Here is a 19,315-nt window from a genome sequence, read left to right on the forward strand (position 1 = left end):
CCTGAAGGACTCGTGGCGCACATCATTATCGAACCGCCACCGCCCGGCGGTGAAATCATCATCGATGGCCAGGTCGTCGATATGAGTTACAGCGGCATTAAAATTCGTTTGAAAGAACCCCTGGGGCAAGCAGTGGAAGAGGCCGAGTTGCGGATTTCCATCATCCTGCCGGAATCGAGGGTAGCGATGTCGATACACGGCAACATCAAACATATCCGTGAAGACCGCGAATGCGGCTTGCAATATAACCCGAACAAACACAGCGAAGACGAATTTGACGATCTGATGTTCGAATGCGTCAAGCTGGCTCCGCAGCGTAAAGATTAATCGGGGGCGTAATGAGCGCGTTCATTCTGTCTTTACGGTCATTCTGGCGCCACCTCAACGGCGATGCCGCTTATGAACGCTATCTGCGACACTGGCACGAACATCACGCGGAACAGCTTCCACCGTTAAGTAGAAAAGCGTTTTTTGCCGCTGAAACGCAGCGTAAATGGAATGGCGTGAAGCGGTGTTGCTGAATTTAATTGTTGCTTGAATTGCTGGCACCAAAAGTTGTCGGACTACTTTAAGATCCGATGCGGTTATTACAGCCATGGAATAGTAAGCCGGAAGGCAATAAAAAGGCTCAGGTTTTTCAACCCAAGCTTCTATAGTCATTGGTGACAGTTCGAACCCGCGACCGGCTGATTACAAAGCCTAACATTAAAGGCGATAACCTTAAATATCAATAACTTGCCGGCTTCGCTTATACCAGCCCTACCTCATTCACACTTGAGTTGCAGGGCTCGAATAACATGAGCTGGTACAATTTTGGTACAGCACACAAACGTTAGATTAGCTCAGTTGTTGATTTGATCTTGGGCGGAGCGACCCACGGCTATCTGGTTGCGTAGCTTTTGAATTGGTCATATAGCTTTTCTCATTGCCGACCGAAAAAAAGATAGCCATAGAAAAACAGAGAAAATTCCAGAGCTTACTGACTATAAGCTGGGTGTCTGGAATGACAATCATCGGCAAAACCTTATGTTGCCGTAAAACTGATATGTGGCCTCTAAACAATTTCTGAGAACTTGCAGGTCAAAAAACGCATCTAAACTTGTGGTGAAAATAGCTGCTGTTAGTTATGATGTAGAAAAAAATGCTACTACTTAAGTACAGCTAACAATTGCTGCTAATTTGTACAGAAAAAAGCTGCTAATAAAATTGACACTTCCGTTTACCGGACAACTTAAATGACGTTACAGCCAAATACAATTGAAAATCAGCTCATTGACGAACTTTGCCACTACATAGCTGATGGTAGAGTTCCTTCCGAGTTTGAAGTTGCTAGGTTAAAACGGGAAGCATCTAAAATCAAAGGTGGCAATCACGCATCTTATGCCTGTATCTTAGGGATGATTGCATGCTTGGACAATGATGTAGAAGAATGCAAAAAACAGCATGAGTTAGCTTCCGCTTAGAAAGCTCGGCCTCCAACTATGATGCTTATTGCACATCTCTGTACAATATTGGATGTATCTTTGAAAGTTATCAATGGGCGGAAAAAGGCTTGACTCGGTTTCCTTACGCTCCTCAACTTCTTGAAAAGGCAATTAAAGCAGCTTATTTTCTCTGTTTGTTCGATAAAGTGGTAGAGCACTATCAATCATTGATTCCACTACAACTACCTATGGTTGACAGAGAAACGCAAGGTTTTTTCGAAAACGCAGAAGTGGTTTTGAGCCTAGGCATTCCTATAGATAGTCTTCATATGCTTTCCAATATTCTGGAAAGCATTCGCCTTAAACACCATTTTGACATCAGAACCTTGGATCTTTCTTTGATTGATACAGAAGAAACTCAAGAACTATTTAGCTGGATAGGAACGTCCTCGAATGTTGACGCAACAATCGAGATGAATATGGAGTTGTGCGAAATGCTGGCCTGTCAACCTAACATCGATCTCGGTAACATGACAGTTGCGTTCAGAGCTTGCCAGAACTAATGCCAATCGACAAACGGGAATTTTTACAATTCGCAAAAGCTTTGCCTGATGACAGTGAAATTCAAATAAGAAACTCGATAAGCCGCGCTTATTATGCGGCATATCATCACTGTCTCGATGTCTACAAGATGGATAGCTCTGCAGACGGCGGTGTTCATGCAAAGCTAATTTCAGGGTTAGTCAAAAGCCCTGACACTAATGATAAAAAAATCGGTTACATCCTTAAGCAATTGAGAGCATTAAGAACAACCGCTGATTATGATCTGTCATCTACAGTTACCGCAAATGACAAGTACACAACCGTATCGCAAACAGAAAGATTGATCGACATATTGCCGAAATAACTCTATGTTTCGGTAATGCCGCCAGCCTAGTATTCAATCAGACTCTGTTCAGACACCCTAAACTGCTGCTTTCCGAAGTTTACCTTACGTTTAGCATGAATTGTTGACCGATGGTTAATGGCGGCTCGGTGCATTCGACTCCAGGAAATCGTCTAAATTTTAGCGTGTTATTTATTACGCGCATCTGAAATGCTCCCCAAACCCAGCAAGAAATTCGCCACCCGTTACGTTCAGCGCCTCCTGCCCGACTATGGCGAAATGCTGGCCAGAATCAGAAAGGACGGCGGCTGGATTAAGTTCCAGCCATGGATGTACGAGATCCTCAACAATCTGAAACTTACTGACTACGCCAAGCACTACACCATTGAAAATGTGGTCGTGAAGGCATTCATTGCCGCCGTTTACGATAAAGATGAATTCAAAGATCTTAACGCCGAACTTGAACGCTATACCGACGAAGAGCGTACTGCCTTTTTAGACGAGTGCATTACCGATACTGATTCCGACGAATTTGATTCAACCTGGGACTTCCGTATTCCCAAAACGCCGGAGGAAAAGCAGGAAGCTCAGGCTCTCTTCGAATCACTGAGTGAGGACGAAAAGCAAGAGGCCGCTAAACAGGCTGGCTGCCTCATGGTGTTGTATATGATCAGTGTGCATGATTGCATCGCCATGATGGTTCATCGCAAGAAGATGACTCAGTTGGTGGCCGAAGCCATCGCCGGCGATGACGATTCTCTTTGTTTTGCCGCTCAGATTGATCCTTCCGTGATGCGTCATATTCCCTATTTTCAAGCGCGCGAGGAGCGCGCTTATCGAGAGGGGGATGGCAATTTCTTGGAAAAACTCGCCTATCGAAGACGGATTCCGCCACTGCAAAGCAAGATTCGATTTCCGCTTCTTTACATGCTATTTGCCACCCTGGACGGCATGAATTTATTGGATGATCTAACCGGCACTGAGATATTGGATATTTGTGATGCTGCCGGACTGGATCGCTGGCAGAACAGGATTGAAGACGTTAGTAACCTGAATAAGCGCAAAACGGAATATCGTCGCTTTCAAAATCATAAAAACATCTACGAGTCAACGCACTGAAATTCTTTTTTAGTGCATCGTCCGTAGGGATTTTGATGCATAAAGTTCGTATCCGTCGCGGGAAGGATGGTCCTTCCGGCATTAACGGAGATATTTCTTTATGTACGATCAAAATACTCAGCACGATACCGCATGCCCTGCCGCACAAATCGACCCATCCGCCCTAAATGCAGCCACCGGCGAGACGCGGGATTGCGGCGGTCAGCCGCAAACCGCGCGAAGCGGTGGCCACACTGAGGCCGGTATGGCCGTGGAGGTCGCCAGGGCTTCGGGTGCGCCCCCTAGTAACACAGCACCCGCAAACTGCATTACCGGGGATGATTATCCCGTTCTCGTGCTGCGCTCCGGGATTGATCGTCTCTATTTGTCTTATCCCGGTGACTTGAGTTTCAGCAAGTCCTTGGAGCTGAACATACTCAAAGAGCAAGCGCGTTCAGTGATTGAATTGGAGCAAGCTGAGGCGGTTTATAAGGTGCCTGGGCATATCTTCGAGGTTCACAGCAAAGGCTCGGGGTTATTCTCTTATATCCTGTCCGATAATGCCTTTAGGATCAGCTTATCGGGGATGGGCGCCAAGCAAACCCCATTGGCTTATGTGCAGATCAAAAGCGACTGGCTGGTTCATCGCGGTGTTTTGGATGCGGTGGCCGAGCTGGATGTGATTATCGAGCAATTCGGTTGCTTCGATGAGATACAGATTCAAGCAAATGTCAGCCGGGCGGATGTGTTCGTCGATTTCGTCTGCGCTTATCCTTTCGCCGAGATCCCGATAGAGGCATGGGTAAGCCGGGCCAAGCGGATTTCGACGCATACCATTAGCCGAAACTTTACCGGCTATTCCTTCGGCCTGGGCGGCGATTTGTCGGCTCGGTTGTATGACAAGACCAAGGAGCTTGAAGAGTCTAAGAAAGACTACCTGCGAAAACTATGGGCCGATAAAGGTTGGGATGGTGAGGCCACGGTCTGGCGTTTGGAATTTCAGTTCAAGCGCTCGGTGTTGGTGGAAATGGGTGCCGGTACGGTCGAAACCTTGTTAGCCAAAATCAGCGCGCTATGGCGGTATTCGTTAGGTTCTTGGTTGCAATTGACCATCCCGAATCCATCCGACAGTTCAAAATCGCGTTGGCCGTTGCATCCGGTCTGGGAGTCTTTACTGGCGCTGGAATGGAACGTACCACTAGTGGGTATCGATATTCGGGCCAAGGCGTCTGCCCTGCCCTCTGATCGTTACCTGTTCATCAATGGTCTGGCGGCGTTAACCTCTTTTATGGCGAGGGAAGGGATTCGTGATCCAGAGGAAGGTTTCGAGGCTTTTAAGAATGCCGCGCGTTACTTTCACAATATGCAAAGCGACTACAACGGTAAGAGCTTTACTGATTATGTCCTGGAAAAAGCCGCTGCCAAAGCCAGACAGTTTAATGTCGCCTTTCCTGGTGTGGGTGAGGCTGTCGACGAGAAAATCAAACAGGCAAAAGCAGAAGCGTATAGGAAGGCTCGGGATGGTGAGTAATGGAAACCTTATTGCTTCAAGAGGCTGCCAGCTTCTTACACATGAATTCGGAAGTCCTGCGGCGCAAAGCCAAACTAGGCGAGATTCCTGGCCGCAAGGCGGGCCGAAAATGGGTATTCGTCAAGGAACATCTTGCCGATTTTATTTCGGGCCGATATTCTGCTGTCGAGCGAATGCCGCAAGTTGTTGATGGAACGACAACGAGAGAGGTGAAATTATGTCACTATCGAAAAGAGGCGAAACGTGGTGGATTCGGTTTACCACGCCAGATGGACGAAGAGTACAGCAATCTGCTAGGACTACATCCAAGCAAGCCGCGCAAGAACTCCACGACCGGTTAAAAGCCGAGGCGTGGCGTATTCAAACGCTAAATGAGAAACCCGCTTATGTGTGGCAGGAAGCCGTGAAGAAATGGCTGGTCGAACAGGCTGAGAAAGCCAGCATTGAAGATGATAAAAAGCATCTTCGCTGGGTCCATCCTTACCTGTTCGATCAGAAACTAAGCGATATATCAAAGGACATGCTGGATGGGATCAAGGACGCAAAAAAGGGAACGGGTGTGAGCAATGCTACTGTGAATAGGTTACTGGCGGTGATCAGGGCCATATTGAATAGAGCACATAAGGAAGGGGAATGGATTGATAGCGTGCCTTATATACGGTTGCTACCTGAGCCGAAAAAGCGAATCAGGTGGCTAACCCAAGGTCAGGCTATCCGGTTGATACAGGAACTGCCGCCGCATTTAGCGGAAATGGTGAAGTTCTCGTTATCGACCGGCCTGCGGGAAAGTAACGTGACGCGGTTGCAATGGAGTCAAATCGATATGCAACGGCGTTGCGCGTGGATACATGCAGACCAAGCCAAGGCGAGAAAGTCTATCGCCGTACCGTTAAACGAAGAAAGTTTGGCGGTAATACGGCGGCAAATTGGCCAGCATGATACTTACGTGTTCTCGTACCAAGGCAAACCCTTGTTGAATGCCAATACCAAGGCTTGGCGTCATGCCTTAGAACGGGCGGGAATTGAAGACTTCCGCTGGCATGATCTAAGACATACCTGGGCCAGTTGGCATGTGCAGAACGGCACACCGTTAAATATTTTGCAGGAACTGGGAGGATGGAGTGAGCCAACGATGGTACAGCGTTATGCTCATTTGTCGCCTGGCCATCTTGCCGAGTATGCAGATAACGCAAGACTAGGTACAAATTTGGTACAGCAAATAAAAAAGGCCTAGGTGAAAAACACCTAAGCCTTTGATAAATATGGAGCTGGCGATGGGGCTCGAACCCGCGACCGGCTGATTACAAATCAGTTATTCGGCCTGGTCTTTGTTTTTGCCGCGTCTTGACGGTGAACCGACTCGTTTTTTGCTTTTGTCTTTTTTTACCAAAGCCGGGTCGAATTTGGAAATATCCAAAGGTTTACCGACTACCCGGACTTTTTTCAACGCCTGGAACAAGTCTTTGGGCATGCCGGCAGGCAACTCTACGGTGCTGTAGTGTTCCTCGATTTTGATGCGGGCGATGTGATCGCCGTCTATACCGGTTTCGTTGGCGATGGCGCCGACTATATTGCCGGGTTTCACCCCGTCGGCATGGCCCACTTCGATGCGGAAAGTTTCCATGTCCACAGCGCCGGCCCGGCCTTTTTCGCGCCTCGGGCCACGGTCACCACGATCCGGACGGCCTTTTTCTTCCGCGTCTTTGCGTGGCTTCTTGCTCGGTTCTTTCATCAACAAAGGCGTATCGCCTTGTAACAATTTTGCCAAGGCTGCCGCAACGTCGAGCGCCGGTACGTTGTGCTCGACCTGATATTGGTTGATTAATTGGTTATAAAAGCTGAGTTCTTCGCCGGCCAGGGTGTCGGTAATCCGCTGTTTGAAACGGTTGATGCGCGCGTTGTTAATAAAGTCGGTGGAAGGCAGTTGCATTTCTTCGACTTTTTGCTTGGTGGCTTGCTCGATATTGGCCAGCAGGCGTTTTTCGCGCGGTGAAACAAACAAAATCGCGTCGCCGGTGCGGCCGGCGCGACCGGTACGGCCGATACGATGGATATAAGATTCGGTGTCGTAAGGAATGTCGTAGTTGACGACGTGGGTAATACGATCAACGTCCAGGCCGCGAGCGGCGACGTCCGTGGCGATCAGAATATCCAGTTTACCGCTTTTTAGGTTGTCGATAGCGCGCTCGCGCAGGGCTTGCGACATGTCGCCGTTGATCGCCGAGGCGGAGAAGCCGCGCGCTTCCAATTTTTCGGCGACTTCGATGGTGGCGGTTTTGGTTCTGACGAAGATAATCATGCCGTCAAAATTTTCCGCTTCCAGAATCCGGGTCAGGGCATCCATTTTGTGCACGCCGCTGACAAACCAATAGCGTTGGCGAATATTGGCGGCGGTCGCGGTTTTGACCTTGATCGTAACTTGTTCGGGGTTGTTCAGGTATTTCTGCGCGATTTTGCGAATTTCAGTCGGCATGGTTGCCGAGAACAGTGCAGTTTGGCGCGTCGATGGGGTTTGCTCCAGAATCCATTCCACATCGTCGATGAAACCCATCCGCAACATTTCGTCGGCTTCGTCCAATACCAAAGTAGTCAGTTGGTCTAGTTTCAGCGTGCCGCGACGCATGTGGTCCATGACCCGTCCCGGTGTACCGACCACGACATGCGCGCCGCGACTCAATTGGCGCAACTGGCTGGTGTAATCCTGGCCGCCGTAGATCGGTAATACGTGAAAGCCTTTGATATGTGCGGCATAACTTTGAAACGCCTCGGCAACCTGTATCGCTAACTCGCGGGTCGGGGCTAGCACCAAAGCTTGCGGGTCTTTTTGATTGAGGTTAATGCGCGACAAAATCGGCAAGGCGAATGCGGCAGTTTTGCCTGTGCCGGTTTGTGCTTGGCCCAACACATCGCGGCCAGCCATCACGAACGGAATAATCTGTGCTTGAATAGGGGACGGGGTTTCGTAACCGACACTTTCCAGGGCTTTGAGAATAGGGTCTGAAAGCGATAAATCTTTAAAGGAAGGCGTGGCGGAGGAGGGGGTGTCGGACATTAATAATACCTGTAGAAAAAAAGAGAGTTGCCGGCCATGGGCTAGCTATGCCCGGCATTGTATCGCAACTTGGCTCGATATTGCTTAACTTATTGATAATTACCGTAAAATCCTGGCTTGTCTAGCTTGCTTTTCTGGAAGAGTAATTTAAGCAAATAAAGATGAAAAATTGCGCGCCAAAAATCAGATTAGCCATCAATAGATGTACTGGTTGAGCAACGGCTGGAAAACCCAGTCTGTCGAGGCTGACGCCGGCCAAAATGGCGGTAACGATCAATCCCATTAACACATAGGCGGTGCGCAACAGCAGGCTATGTTTGTCGGCGTGCTGATAAATTTTCCAGACCAGCCAGAGGTTGGTGAACAAAATGAGCGATGAAAAAGACCGGTGGATATAAAAAATGATCGGAAAACTATCGCGCCAATACTGTCTGTCGATGTAGCTGTGCTCATGAGCGATGTAATCGACCGCTTCCCTGACTTGGGTACCCATTGCTACTTGCAACAAGGTCATGGCCATAGCAATTTTTAAAACCAAAGCAAAACGCGGCGTCAGCCAATGGCTGTCGATGGCTTGCAGCAGCGGTTTTTGCGATCTAGCGATAGCGTATATAAGTAGCGCAACGATAAACAGGGCTAGCAGCATGTGCAGGGTTATCATTAAGGGCTTTAGGTTACTGGCCACCACGGCCGAACCCAGCCAGCCCTGAAAGCCGACCAGTAAAAAAACCGATAACGCTAAATAAAAAATCGCTTTATCGGCCTTCAGATAAACCCTGGAGGTCCAGGCTGTCAGAAAAATCAGAAAACCGATGGTCACGCCGACCAGACGATTCGTATATTCGGTCCAGGTTTTTACCGGATTGAAGGCGGTGCTTTCATAACCGCGCGCAGCATAAATTTCGTGATAATTGGCCGGCAATTGCGATTCATGCGTCGGCGGCACCCATTGCCCGAAGCAGGTCGGCCAATCCGGGCAGCCCATGCCGGCGCCTGAGGCGCGGACGATGCCGCCGACCAGAATCACGAAATACACGGCAAAGATGGTCAGTGTGCCTAAGCGGCGAAACCGGGCGGCGTCTTGGGCGTCTATCATGTGCTTTTAATTCTCAAAGAAACATTGAGTGGGCGAGCTCGATCTCTTCCGAAACGCCTTCAATTTCCAGAATTTCGGTATCGGGCTGGATGCCCAGTTTCACAAAGGCGGGTACAGTATTCCAGTCGACGCGGCAGGCGGGATGATCGGTGCCGGCGATGCTTTGCAGAAACGCGACTTGCACCAAGTCGACATAATCAGCCTTGGAGCCTGAGTCGCGCTGAAAATCTACATATTCGGAAGGCACCAATTTAAGTTCTTCCGGGAAATTCCAGGTGTTCATGATCAGTTTGCCGACATGCGGGTGGGCTTTCTCCAGCAGCTTGTCTAATCGGGATGGGCTGTCTCTAAATTCCGGAATTTTCTCGACCAGTGTCAATATCGGTAATTTACCGATTTGATGGATCAGCCCGGCCAGCATGGCTTCATCGGCGTTTAAATGCGGCACGAAAGCAGCCAACGCGCGACTGATCGCTGAGACGTTCACGCCTTGCTCCCAGGTGCTGCGGAAATAGCCTTCCAGTAGCGCCGTGGTAGGCGTGAACATTTGCTGCATGATCAAACTGGTGATCAGCGTGCGAATGGTGTTGTTGCCGAGCCGGGTTACGGCCATTTGAATATTTTTAATTTCCATGGTGCCGCGATACAGAGGGCTGTTGGCCACTTGTATCAAACGGGCGGAAATGGCGGCGTCGGTTGCGATGATCTCGGCCAGGCTTTGCGCGGTGGCATCGCCTTTACTGACAGCGTCGCGGACTTTGATGGCCACATCCGGCAAGGTCGGCAGGATTAATCGGTTGGCGTCCAGTTCCGCTTGCACATGGACTAAAAAATCTTGAACAGATTTGAATTGCATGGATTGAATTTCCGCTATTGATCCGAAATTATCGCGATAGGCGTGCGATAGTCGTCATCAAGTATAAGGTTTTTTGGCAGTCCATCAACTATTTGCAGGACCAACAGCGCACGGTTTATTCCGGTCCAGACCGCGTTCGTCAGTACGCACCCCATATTTTGCTGAGAAATGCCGTCCAACACCTTACAGCCGTTAATGACGTCGCTTGCTGATTGACGGCATTCGGCAATAAACAAGGCGCGTTTGACTTTGCCCAAATAGTGACTGCGGGCTACGATTTCCTGACCTGTGTAACAGCCTTTACTGAAACTGATGCCGCCAAGCTGGTCAATACCCAACATCTGCGGAATATGTTGTTCCGATTGGCTAATATCAAACCAGGGCAGGGCAGTGGAGATGTCCTGATAGCGCCACTCGTCCAGGCAGCCGGATTCGAAAGCGTATCGGCTAAACAGTAATCCGGTAAATTCATCGATCTGATCAGACGTACCCAATAGCAGATGGCGCGGCGCGGCGGGCAACTTAATGGTCGTTAACGGTATTTGCCCGATTGCGAAATTGTCTGTCGGAACGTCAAATTCAGGCGAAAGACCCGATATGCCCAGGATATGCATGTTTCCGGTTTGATCATGCAATTTTGCATCGGCTCGCAGCACGTACATCCGCAATTTTTTTAACACGGTGTCGAGTAAGTCCGCAGGCAGTATCAGGTAAAAAGATTCCAGCGATTTAACCACCAATAGCGTACTGATGACCCGGCCTTTGGCGTTGCAGAATCCAGCTATACTGGCTTGCGATGCCGATAAATCGTTAATGTTACATGTTAGCTGGCCTTGTAAGAGTTTTGCGGCATCCTGACCGCTAACTTCTATGAGGCTCAGGCCGGTGGATGCGAATACTTTTCTGGATAAAGCAAATGCATTGGGTTCGCTAAAAGCGTTTGTGTGAACTGTCCGGTCTTCAAGCATGGCGGTAAGGTTTGTAGGAATACGTGAACATAATTTAGCAGGGTAGTTTACCTTAGCTCGAAAAAGGTGCGGCGATTGTGTCGAAAAATCTTGAACAGAGCATGAATTTTACAGTGGGGCGCTCACGGGCGCTGACATTCATCGTTAGCGCCATCCACGCGGTGACGCTGGCGGCATGTTGGCTAAACGCGCTGCCGATGCCTTACCAATGCTTGCTAACGATGGCGGTATTTTTGAGTTGGCGAAGCAATATGGCATCCGGCAAAATTGGCGGCGCATATCTGCGCTATACTCCTCAGCATGGATGGTCGCTGCTGGGAAGTGGCGACCATTACCAGTCTATCGAGATTCAAGCATCAACTGTGGTAACCGGATTACTAATCGCGCTGCATTGGGTGCATGATAAAGGGAGGCGTCAATCGATGATAATTCCCAAAGATGCAATGAGTAACAACGATTACCGCAAACTCTCGGTTTGTTTAATTATTTCAGGTCATGGTCATGGTTGATGAATGCCGGTGTAAAGCAAACAATTGAATTGCAGATGAGTTCGCTGAAAAACTTGCCGGTTTTGCCCGAGGCGAGTCTGCGAATTCTGGGTGCCATTAACACGCCGGACATACCCATAGAAAAGCTGGCGGATGCCTTATCGTTATCGCCTGGTCTGGTCGCCAGATTGCTTGGATTAGCGAATTCGGCCTACTTTGCCCGAGGCCGTAATGTCTCAGACATTCGTACCGCCATTTTTCAGGTGCTGGGCCTGGATTTAGTAAAAGCTCTGGCAATGGCGATTATTTTTAATGTTCAATTCGATACGCGTAAATGCCAAGGATTCGACGCCGAGTATTTTTGGATACGCTCATTAACAACGGCGGTATCCGCGCAAAAATTGGCAGCCGAAATTCCGCAATTGCGCGAGTTTACGCCATCGACTATTTATTCCGGCGGATTGCTGCTCAATATCGGCGTATTGGTGCTCGGCTATTTGCAGCCCGAAGAGCTGCATGAGGTTTTTGTCGAGAGCAAAAAAACTCGCTTGCCGGTGAGTGAGGGAATTTCTCGACAAATGGGGCAGAGCCATTATCAAATCGGTCATTTTTTATTGCATAAATGGCATTTGCCGGCTTTGTATCAGATTCTATTGCAAAATTATGAAAATAAGGATTTTGACGGAATAGAACTGCCCTTGCTGATTTTATTGAGGGTTTGTGAGCGATTAAGCGCAGCCGTGATTGCCGGTGAATCGATTAATCTGCAAGAGTTTGAGCCGGAATGCCGGAAAATTAAGTTACCGTTGGAAAATATACGCGAGCTAGCCGAACAACTGGGCGAAAATCAGCCGGCTATGCAAAAACTTGCAGCCATCATGGGGAATTGATGAATCAGCACAGCGCAGACAGTCAAGATGCCAAACTAGCGGGCTTCGGCATGCAAGATTTGCTGATCGACCTCGTCAATGCGCTGTCCGCAGTTAAACAACTGTCTGAAATCGACTATCAAGTCGATGATGAAAAAGCCCTAATCAGACAGGCTTTGGCAAGTCTTATCCAATATCAAGACATGGAACGCTGCTCTTTTTTTATCGTGGATAGTGAAGGCTTATTAAGCAATGTCGCCGGTATTAGTGTTCGTGAGTTGGGCAATACTGAACCAAATGTTGATAGGCCTTTGCGCTTTAAAGTCGGGGAAGGCTTGATCGGTGCGGCCGCTGCGACCGGTGTTTTGCAACATTGTCAAAATTGTCATGAAGATAAGCGATTTGAAAAAACTGGAAACGTGAACCAATCGCCCGGCTCAATTATTAGCGTGCCGGTTTTTACCTTCAACCGCACTCTGATTGGCGTTTTAAACGTATCGCATCCGCAAGCAAATTACTTCAGCGATTGGCATATTCGTTTATTGGAAGTCTATAAAAACATTCTTGGTCAGTTGATCACCACTCGGCGCCTGGTTCAGCAAATGGAACAGCAAATTGCGTTGAGGACGGCCGAGTTGGAGAGCTTGGTCGCCGAAACCAATCAACTTAAAGATCATTTTGCCAGTATGTCCATGCATGACCAATTAACAGGCCTGCATAATCGGCGGTATTTTTACGACCAAGTCGAAGTCGTTATCGCTCATCATAAGCGCTACAAAACTAGTTTTTGTCTGCTGGTGATGGACATTGATCATTTCAAAGTGATTAATGATCGCTTCGGCCATTTGTTTGGCGATCAAGTATTAACCGGCGTGGCTAACGCGTTAAAGCGGCAAGTTCGCAATACCGATATTCTGGTGCGTTTTGGTGGTGAGGAGTTTGTCGCGATTTTTACCAACACCCGTTGCGATAGCGGTAAAACATTCGCGGAACGTATTCGGCAAGAAATTAAAGCTCTGGAATGGTCTATCGATAAAGAGGTGGTTAATTTGACCCTGAGTATTGGTTTGTATTGCCTGAATGGCGACTTGGTTCAATCCGAACAAACCCCAGACATCGATCAAATGATTAATTACGCCGATGCCGCCTTGTATCAAGCCAAAGCAAGTGGCCGAGATAAAACAATAGTATTCGGCGAAGCCTGCTCAGATCAGGGTTAAAAACATTTTTAGGTTATTCGTAACCTGATTCCGTAGCTAAAATTGTGAACTTTTACACTTCGCGTAAAACGGGGGATCGTTGCGATTCTGGTACTTGGTTTTTAATTAAGCAAATACCGGAGTTTGTTCATATTAATACAAATACCACCTCCCGGTTCCCCAGTACCAATTGTAGCGATAGCCGGAATACCAGTTGTTGTAAAAAACCTGTTGCCATCGTCTCCGCCATTGGTAATCGGCTTGCTCCGATTGGCGGGCTTTTACTGCCTCTTTAAGTAAGCTGCTTGCTTCTTTGTCGCCTTTGTTGGCGGTAATGGACAACCATTTTTCAGCCTCGCCCGGATCGGAGCCCATTTCACCGAGACCCGTCAGATAAACCCTGCCCAAGGCTTTTTGCGCGTCGAAGTTGCCTTTCTCGGCGGATTCACGCATCCATTTGATCGACTTATAAGTATCTTGGCGAACACCGTCAGCTCTAAAGAAACGCAGAGCCAAATCATAAGCGGCACGTGGGTCGTTTGCGGCCAGCTCTTCAAGTGCCTTCATTTTTGCAGCGTCTTCGGCGGACATTGCCGGTTCCGGCTGAAAAGAGGCATAGTCTTTCGGGCGATCCGCACAGCCATTCTCGTCGCAAATTCTGATGGTGTCTGACTTAACTTGTTTCTCTTGATGTGTACACGCGACAAGGCCAAACGCTACGAATAATACAAATAGCGTTGACAAAAAAGGCTTTTTTGAATGCATGAGTATTTCCTTTTTCTTTTCATAAGTTTTGGTCTATTATCGCTCGAATTTTTTAGTTTGCTAGGCGTCATTAACTGAACGGCAATTTTTTGGAGTTTTTTGGATGAGCGTTAAATCAATTCGAGATTTATCATTACTGGTCTCTGTTTTTGCTTTTGCCGGCTGCGCGCAACAGCCTGGCTTGCAGACAGGTGGTAGTTCAAATTTAGTCTCTGGCTCTGCCGGCGGAGCGACCAGCGTCAACGCCAATAAGTCTTTGGAGCGCTGCGCCAGCCCATTGGGTACCTTAGCGGTCAGCGACGGCCGTTTTTCGGGAGCATCAGGTGTAACCACAGTTGATCCGTTAATCCGCTTGGCGGTACAGCAATCCAATTGTTTTATTATCACCGGTATTGGCAATATGAGCACCAGCGCCATGCTGGATAGAATCACCGACCAACAAAGAAACTCCGGAGAATATCGGTCAGGTTCAAAACAACACAAAGGCCAACGTGTTGCCGCAGACTATTTACTTGACCCGCAGATTATCGTCGCTAACGAATCGACAGGCGGACAAGGGGGCTCCATCGGGGCCGGATTAATCGGTGCCGGATTAGGTGCTGCCGGTTTGGGCGGTCTAGGCGCCATTGCCGGCGCGGTTTCGCATGCCGTGGAAACGAGAACTACCGATGTGGCACTGACATTGACCGATATTCGTTCTACCGTACAAATTGCCATTTCCCAAGGCAGTGCCACCGCGAACAATATGAGTACCTCGGGCGGCGGCGCGTTTGGCGGTTGGGGCGGACTTTTTGCCGGCGCGGCCGGGGGTAGCATAGGCATGTACAGCAGAACCCCGGAAGGCATAGCTACCGCGGCAGCCTTTTTTGATGCCTATAACAATATGGTCCAATCGCTCAGAAACTATAAAGCGCAGGAAGTACAGGGCGGTGGCGGCAGCGGTCAAGGTGGTGTTTTGCAAGTCAAGTAACAATCCGATAGCGCATCGTCTGCAAACGATGCGCTACTCCTCGTGTCGGCGCGGTCATATCCGAAAATTCTCTGTATAATCGAGCCCGCACTCTTCCGGTTTATCCGGCTCCTGTTAAATTAATCCTTCTGTATAAAATTCATGGCACTACATTGCGGAATCGTTGGGCTGCCCAACGTCGGTAAATCAACTCTGTTCAACGCGCTGACCAAAGCCACCATTGCGGCTGAAAACTATCCTTTTTGCACAATAGACCCAAACGTAGGTGTGGTGCCGGTTCCTGATCCACGAATGGATAAACTGGCGGCCATCGTCAATCCTGAACGCGTATTACCGACCACCATTGAGTTCGTCGACATCGCCGGATTAGTGGCCGGCGCGTCGAAAGGCGAAGGCTTGGGCAACCAATTTCTCGGTAATATCCGCGAAACCGATGCCGTTGTGCATGTGGTGCGCTGTTTTGATGACGACAACGTGATTCACGTTGCCGGCAAAGTCGATCCCATCAGCGATATAGAAGTCATCAATACCGAACTGGCTCTGGCCGACATGTCTTCCGTCGAAAGAGCGTTGCAAAAAGCCGCAAAAGCTTCAAAGTCCGGCAACAAGGACGAGCTGGCCAGAAAGGAAGTTCTGGAACGGGTGCTGGAACACCTCAATGCCGGCGAAGCCGTGCGGACTTTAGGTCTAAGCGAAGATGAAGCCAAGCTTATCAAGGAATTGTGCCTGATCACGATCAAGCCCACGCTGTATGTTGCCAATGTTCAAGACGACGGTTTTGAGAACAATCCGATGCTGGACAAAGTCAAAGCGTTTGCCGAAAACGAAGGCTCCAAGGTTGTCGCTGTCTGCGCAGCTATAGAAGCCGAAATCGTGCAACTTGATGAAGACGAAAAGAAAGAATTTCTCGAAGACTTGGGGTTGGAAGAGCCTGGCTTGAATAGGGTGGTACGTGCCGGCTACGAACTATTGAATCTCTCGACTTATTTCACCGCAGGCGTCAAAGAAGTCAGAGCGTGGACCATTCCTGTCAACGCCACCGCGCCGCAAGCCGCGGGCGTGATTCACTCCGATTTCGAAAAGGGGTTCATCCGCGCCGAAGTGGTGTCTTATGCGGATTTTATAGCTTACAACGGCGAACAAGGAGCCAAAGACGCCGGTAAATGGCGGTTGGAAGGCAAGGAGTACAAAGTCCAGGATGGTGACGTGATGCACTTTCGTTTCAATGTTTGACAATAGAAAAGACGCGTCCTATAATACGCGTCTTTTCAAAGCTGTTCCCAGTGGCGATATAGCTCAATCCGGTTAGAGCGCGGGATTCATAACCCCGAGGTTCCAGGTTCGATCCCCGGTATCGCCACCATTTATAGCTTTAGCAGTATCCAGATTAACCATAAGTCCTTTACACATAAGAACTTATGGTTTTTTTATGCGCGTAGATTTAGTGAAATCGTCTAAGTTACTGCGCAAACATACAGTAACACCCAAAAATACAGTAACAGCACACTACCAATACGTCGGGATGCACGACTGTGTCAATAGAATCGTCAGCTTCCTGGGCTTTGGGTAAACGCACATCGACGGGTGCGATAAAAGCACGGTAGGATTTGCCCGCTAGTGCTTGCCGAGTTTGGAAATAAGTTTCCCCCGCCACATCCTGATGCGGCAAATCAGGTGCCTGTGACATCAAAAGCGTCGCCATCGGTCAGCTCGTAACGTATATCGTCCGGCCAATTCAAACGCTGAAAATCTTGGAGTGTGCCACAGGCACACAAACTGAGGCTGTAAGGAAATAGCGATCAGATGTGTATAAGCTCATTGGAAGATGATGGTAGGCCCATCAAAGTCTGTTGTCGGAAACTGGCTTTAAACCACCTCAAGCTGCTTGTATTAAGAGTGCAGGTAGTGAGCGTTGAGGAAAAGCTAATTCATAATTAGTAGGTAGGGTACAGAGAGACGAGTTAAACCGAACCTATGTTGACGCGTCGTTATTCAGAGATTTGACATCAAAACCAGGGGCGTCCAAGACTCTTGGGATTAGCCTGTAAGCGAATCCGAAGGCTGTGCAGGCGGTGTCCGGCGTATAGTGGGCGTGACTCTGTACTGGGCTTTCAATGGGAACTGTGGGAACCAGTCATCATGATGCTAAGGGAGAAATGCAAATAACTCAATTTATGAGCATGAGAGTACCGATGCGTGATACTGGGGCGGAGTTGCCCGTAGTAGCGAGGAAACGTTTGTAATGAACGTGGAGCGAAGGGGCAACATCAGGCAGCCTTTGTTGATGTCACAACTGTCTAATGGCAGGAGGATGATGTGAGCGGGGCAAAGCCATTTGTCATCTCAAAAGGACAAGTCATGCGCGCATTTGAATTGGTGAAAGCCAATGCCGGTGCCGCTGGCGTTGATAAGCAATCGTTAGCAGATTTTGAAAGAAATCTGAAAGCCAATCTTTACAAGCTATGGAACCGGCTATCGTCTGGCAGTTACTTCCCGCCGCCTGTGAAAGCGGTAGCCATACCAAAGAAAGCGGGCGGCGAACGGATTTTGGGCATACCCACCGTGAGTGATCGTATTGCTCAAATGGTCGTCAAGCTGGAGTTTGAACCCCAGGTTGAGCCGCACTTTTTGCCTGACTCGTACGGATACAGGCCGAATAAGTCAGCATTGGATGCGGTGGGCGTCACGCGAGAACGTTGTTGGCGTTACGACTGGGTGCTTGAATTTGACATCAAGGGGTTGTTCGACAATATACCGCACAATTTATTGCTTAAAGCGGTCTATCAACATACGGATACACCCTGGGTGAGGTTATATATTGAACGTTGGTTGACGGCGCCGATGCAGATGCCAAATGGAGAGTTGATCAGTCGGGGAAAAGGCACGCCACAAGGTGGGGTTGTCAGTCCCGTGCTCAGTAATCTGTTTCTGCACTATGTATTCGACAAATGGCTGCAAACTCATTACCCGAATACAGTCTGGTGCCGTTATGCCGATGATGGTCTGGTGCACTGCTGTAGCGAGGCGGAAGCCCAACGTATGCTGGAAGTATTGAAACAACGCTTTCAGTCCTGTGGACTTGAACTTCATCCGGTGAAAACCAAGATCGTTTACTGTAAAGATGGTAGTCGCAAAGGGCAATATGAGCATACATCCTTTGATTTTCTCGGATATACGTTTAGACGGCGACTTTGTAGGAATCGTAAGAGAAACAGCGTGTTTGTAAACTTTACGCCCGCAGTGAGTAAAGCGGCGCTGAAGTCAATGCGGCAAAAGATTAGAACGTTACGGGTGCGAACACGTACCGAGTTGAGTTTGGGAGAGATCGCTAAATGGTTGAATCCCATCATCAATGGGTGGCTAGCCTATTATGGTTGTTATACCCGCTCAGCGTTGTACGGACTGTGTCGCCACGTGAATATGACTCTGGTGAGGTGGGCGAGGCGTAAGTTCAAGCCGCTTCGCCAGCACAAGATCAAGGCTATGATGTTTCTGGCGAAGATTGCTGATCAATATCCAAACTTGTTCGCTCATTGGCGAGCGGGAATGATAGGTGCGTTTGCCTGATGGGAGCGGTATGAATCGAGAGGTTCACGTACCGTTCTGCGAGAGGCTGCGGGGGAAGTGCCTGCGGTCTACTCAACAACGGAGCGCCAGCGAAGTGAAGATTTTTAGTCCCCGATAGCCGTAGCGCCGGGCGGGTTTTCGCAGCGAAGCGGAGAAAACCTGCAAGGCATCGCGACACGGCGTTAAGTCATGCGAGAGCCGATGTTTCGACCCCTTGTTGGGTCGGAACGAGGTGACGCGGACGAATCGGGGCGCCGAAGGCATAAGCGGTCGCGTAATTTTTGCCGATTTTTTCCAGCAGGATGCCCGAAAAAATCTTTCGGCAAAAATAGCGACTCCCCGGTAATCGCTGTATGTATGCGATTCCCTATCTTCCAATGCCGAACCCACTGCCCACGCCTCCGGTTTTGCCTTGCTGCTATCGCATAGCCAGTTGCGCCAGTGACTGCGAAACCTTTCCGATAATAAGTCATTTTGGGGCTTTTCGAGTTTCGGTTAATTCGTTCGTTAGCTTTGGCAAAGTTTCGGAGCTTTGCCCTTAAAAGT

21 protein-coding genes and 1 tRNA gene are annotated in these 19,315 nt (G+C 49.0%); 16 read left to right on the top strand and 6 right to left on the bottom strand.

Annotation, left to right across the window (positions count from 1 at the left end; genetic code table 11):
* The first annotated feature begins 12 nt into the window (after positions 1-12).
* The 9 genes from ACR64Q_RS08245 to ACR64Q_RS08285 all read left to right on the top strand — a co-directional run bounded on the left by ACR64Q_RS08245 (position 13) and on the right by ACR64Q_RS08285 (position 6,173).
* Complete coding sequence (locus ACR64Q_RS08245) at positions 13-327, top strand: PilZ domain-containing protein (protein WP_231499555.1); 315 nt, start codon at positions 13-15, stop codon at positions 325-327.
* Between the two features lie 11 nt (positions 328-338).
* Complete coding sequence (locus ACR64Q_RS08250) at positions 339-521, top strand: CstA-like transporter-associated (seleno)protein (RefSeq protein WP_081733713.1); 183 nt, start codon at positions 339-341, stop codon at positions 519-521.
* A gap of 714 nt (positions 522-1,235) precedes the next feature.
* Positions 1,236-1,463, top strand: coding sequence for a hypothetical protein (locus ACR64Q_RS08255; protein ID WP_313734260.1), 228 nt, complete (start codon positions 1,236-1,238; stop codon positions 1,461-1,463).
* A gap of 89 nt (positions 1,464-1,552) precedes the next feature.
* Positions 1,553-1,987 (top strand): hypothetical protein, encoded by a 435-nt coding sequence (locus ACR64Q_RS08260; protein WP_313734261.1) that lies wholly within the window; start codon positions 1,553-1,555, stop codon positions 1,985-1,987.
* A complete protein-coding gene (locus ACR64Q_RS08265) occupies positions 1,987-2,331 on the top strand; it encodes a hypothetical protein (protein ID WP_313734262.1) in 345 nt (114 codons plus the stop codon). The genes ACR64Q_RS08260 and ACR64Q_RS08265 overlap by 1 nt, the downstream gene beginning before the upstream one ends.
* A 189-nt stretch (positions 2,332-2,520) precedes the next feature.
* On the top strand, positions 2,521-3,429 hold the full coding sequence (locus ACR64Q_RS08270) for a hypothetical protein (protein ID WP_026600231.1): 909 nt from the start codon (positions 2,521-2,523) through the stop codon (positions 3,427-3,429).
* Between the two features lie 100 nt (positions 3,430-3,529).
* Entirely contained in the window at positions 3,530-4,939 is a 1,410-nt protein-coding gene (locus ACR64Q_RS08275; protein WP_313734263.1) for a hypothetical protein, read from the top strand.
* Complete coding sequence (locus ACR64Q_RS08280) at positions 4,939-5,280, top strand: helix-turn-helix domain-containing protein (protein WP_313734264.1); 342 nt, start codon at positions 4,939-4,941, stop codon at positions 5,278-5,280. Before ACR64Q_RS08275 ends, ACR64Q_RS08280 begins: the two co-directional genes overlap by 1 nt.
* A gap of 62 nt (positions 5,281-5,342) precedes the next feature.
* On the top strand, positions 5,343-6,173 hold the full coding sequence (locus ACR64Q_RS08285; protein WP_313734265.1) for a tyrosine-type recombinase/integrase: 831 nt from the start codon (positions 5,343-5,345) through the stop codon (positions 6,171-6,173).
* Positions 6,174-6,251: 78 nt separating this feature from the next.
* Here the strand turns inward: ACR64Q_RS08285 and ACR64Q_RS08290 are convergent, their stop codons facing one another.
* From ACR64Q_RS08290 to ygfZ, 4 genes are all read right to left on the bottom strand, one after another.
* Entirely contained in the window at positions 6,252-7,991 is a 1,740-nt protein-coding gene (locus tag ACR64Q_RS08290; protein WP_026600235.1) for a DEAD/DEAH box helicase, read from the bottom strand.
* A 121-nt stretch (positions 7,992-8,112) separates the two neighbouring features.
* The gene (locus ACR64Q_RS08295) at positions 8,113-9,087 is read right to left on the bottom strand and encodes a COX15/CtaA family protein (protein WP_313734266.1); all 975 of its coding nucleotides are present in this window, start codon (positions 9,085-9,087) and stop codon (positions 8,113-8,115) included.
* 13 nt (positions 9,088-9,100) lie between these two features.
* A complete protein-coding gene (locus tag ACR64Q_RS08300) occupies positions 9,101-9,943 on the bottom strand; it encodes an HDOD domain-containing protein (RefSeq protein ID WP_020481918.1) in 843 nt (280 codons plus the stop codon).
* 14 nt (positions 9,944-9,957) lie between these two features.
* A complete protein-coding gene (ygfZ, locus tag ACR64Q_RS08305) occupies positions 9,958-10,911 on the bottom strand; it encodes a CAF17-like 4Fe-4S cluster assembly/insertion protein YgfZ (protein ID WP_313734267.1) in 954 nt (317 codons plus the stop codon).
* A gap of 77 nt (positions 10,912-10,988) precedes the next feature.
* Here ygfZ and ACR64Q_RS08310 point away from each other — a divergent pair, with 77 nt between their 5' ends.
* From ACR64Q_RS08310 to ACR64Q_RS08320, 3 genes are read left to right on the top strand one after another with little or no spacing between them, the layout of a single operon-like run.
* Positions 10,989-11,420, top strand: a complete 432-nt coding sequence (locus ACR64Q_RS08310) for a protein YgfX (RefSeq protein WP_129871411.1) — start codon at positions 10,989-10,991, stop codon at positions 11,418-11,420.
* Entirely contained in the window at positions 11,420-12,289 is an 870-nt protein-coding gene (locus ACR64Q_RS08315; RefSeq protein WP_483823303.1) for an HDOD domain-containing protein, read from the top strand. The genes ACR64Q_RS08310 and ACR64Q_RS08315 overlap by 1 nt, the downstream gene beginning before the upstream one ends.
* Positions 12,289-13,488 (top strand): sensor domain-containing diguanylate cyclase, encoded by a 1,200-nt coding sequence (locus tag ACR64Q_RS08320; protein WP_313734269.1) that lies wholly within the window; start codon positions 12,289-12,291, stop codon positions 13,486-13,488. Before ACR64Q_RS08315 ends, ACR64Q_RS08320 begins: the two co-directional genes overlap by 1 nt.
* 132 nt (positions 13,489-13,620) lie before the next feature.
* On the opposite strand, the gene ACR64Q_RS08325 is transcribed toward ACR64Q_RS08320, so the two are convergent.
* On the bottom strand, positions 13,621-14,232 hold the full coding sequence (locus ACR64Q_RS08325) for a tetratricopeptide repeat protein (RefSeq protein WP_313734270.1): 612 nt from the start codon (positions 14,230-14,232) through the stop codon (positions 13,621-13,623).
* 103 nt (positions 14,233-14,335) lie between these two features.
* Here ACR64Q_RS08325 and ACR64Q_RS08330 point away from each other — a divergent pair, with 103 nt between their 5' ends.
* The 3 genes from ACR64Q_RS08330 to ACR64Q_RS08340 all read left to right on the top strand — a co-directional run bounded on the left by ACR64Q_RS08330 (position 14,336) and on the right by ACR64Q_RS08340 (position 16,565).
* Positions 14,336-15,202: a hypothetical protein gene (locus ACR64Q_RS08330; protein WP_020481912.1), complete on the top strand. Its 867-nt coding sequence runs from the start codon at positions 14,336-14,338 to the stop codon at positions 15,200-15,202.
* Positions 15,203-15,343: 141 nt separating this feature from the next.
* Positions 15,344-16,435, top strand: coding sequence for a redox-regulated ATPase YchF (gene ychF / locus ACR64Q_RS08335; protein ID WP_313734271.1), 1,092 nt, complete (start codon positions 15,344-15,346; stop codon positions 16,433-16,435).
* 52 nt (positions 16,436-16,487) lie between these two features.
* Positions 16,488-16,565, top strand: a tRNA-Met gene (locus ACR64Q_RS08340).
* A 96-nt stretch (positions 16,566-16,661) separates the two neighbouring features.
* Here ACR64Q_RS08340 and ACR64Q_RS08345 read toward each other — a convergent pair.
* Positions 16,662-16,889: a hypothetical protein gene (locus ACR64Q_RS08345; protein ID WP_313734272.1), complete on the bottom strand. Its 228-nt coding sequence runs from the start codon at positions 16,887-16,889 to the stop codon at positions 16,662-16,664.
* Positions 16,890-17,560: 671 nt separating this feature from the next.
* Between ACR64Q_RS08345 and ltrA the strand changes: the two genes are divergently transcribed.
* Complete coding sequence (gene ltrA, locus ACR64Q_RS08350; RefSeq protein WP_483823304.1) at positions 17,561-18,769, top strand: group II intron reverse transcriptase/maturase; 1,209 nt, start codon at positions 17,561-17,563, stop codon at positions 18,767-18,769.
* Positions 18,770-19,315: the final 546 nt, after the last annotated feature.

This window comes from Methylomonas sp. 2F7 (genome assembly GCF_057126975.1).